Origin of the sequence: Pseudomonas fluorescens (assembly GCF_902497995.1) — a bacterium.
Classification (GTDB): Bacteria; Pseudomonadota; Gammaproteobacteria; order Pseudomonadales; family Pseudomonadaceae; genus Aquipseudomonas; species Aquipseudomonas fluorescens_BK.
The window spans coordinates 1-506 of sequence record NZ_CABVII010000081.1 but is presented as its reverse complement, the minus strand read 5'-3'; the positions used below and the strand labels follow the sequence as shown (position 1 = coordinate 506).

The 506-nt window shown below is 60.7% G+C and carries 1 protein-coding gene; it reads left to right on the top strand.

The window, feature by feature from the left end; translation table 11 throughout:
* On the top strand, window positions 1-506 hold a 506-nt coding region (locus F8N80_RS31015; protein WP_150785349.1), incomplete at both ends, for a DUF1631 family protein.

The following is a 506-nucleotide window of genomic DNA, read 5'->3' as shown; positions in this document are numbered from 1 at the left end:
GACGACACCCTGTTCGAAATGGCCGAAAAGGCCCGTAGCACCGTCGACCATCATATTTTTTTCGAGGCCATGCGCGACCTGCGCCTCAAGCGCAAGAACTTCGAGCGCGTGTTCATGGAGCAGCTGTTCGTGGCGTTCGCCAACCTTGGCCAGGCCCGGTGCAGCGGGGCACACCTGGTGCCGGTGGTGTCTTATGAGGAGGTCCCCGGCACCGGCGCCGATGACGTGGAAAAAGCCGTGGCCCTGGAGGCGATGCTCGGTCGTGTGCATCACCGGGATGGTTTGGCGCTGGGGCAGTTGAACGCGCGCGTCAGTGCATTGCTCGGCAGGCGCCTGGACGATCCTGAAAACCCATTGGGCCCGGCGCGGTTGTGCGAGTTTTTCCTGCAAGCAGGGCGCAGCCTGGGGGTGGAAATCCGCGTCAAGCTGGTCATGCTCAAGCTATTTGAGAAATACGTGCTCAGTGACGCAGACTTGTTGTATGGCGAGGCCAACCAATTACTGAT